We start from the raw sequence: 241 nt of genomic DNA, 5'->3' as shown, positions 1-241 counted from the left end.
CACCGGCCTGGACGCGCTTGTAGTGGTTGTACACCGCTACCGAGAGGGCCTTCTTCGCGGCCTCCTGGCCGACGACGTACCCCTCCAGGAACTCGTAGATCTCGCGGGGCTTGGGGAGTTCCTCCCAGCGCACCTCGCTCGTCTCGGCGAGCTCCTCCTCGATGATCTCGTTGCAGAGATCGATGCACTCGTCGCAGATGTACACACCAGGCCCTGCGATGAGCTTCTTGACCTGCTTCTG

At 62.7% G+C, this 241-nt stretch carries 1 protein-coding gene; it reads right to left on the bottom strand.

Features of this window, described 5'->3' with window-relative positions; all coding sequences use genetic code 11:
- Nucleotides 1-241, bottom strand: a 241-nt coding sequence (locus tag AOK24_RS50875) for a ClpX C4-type zinc finger protein (RefSeq protein WP_276206846.1), incomplete at both ends; no start/stop codon positions are given.

This window comes from Streptomyces niveiscabiei, from assembly GCF_001419795.1.
In the GTDB taxonomy this organism is placed as follows: domain Bacteria; phylum Actinomycetota; class Actinomycetes; order Streptomycetales; family Streptomycetaceae; genus Streptomyces; species Streptomyces niveiscabiei.
The sequence above is the reverse complement of the archived record's forward strand: the minus strand, read 5'-3'. Positions and strand labels throughout refer to the sequence as shown.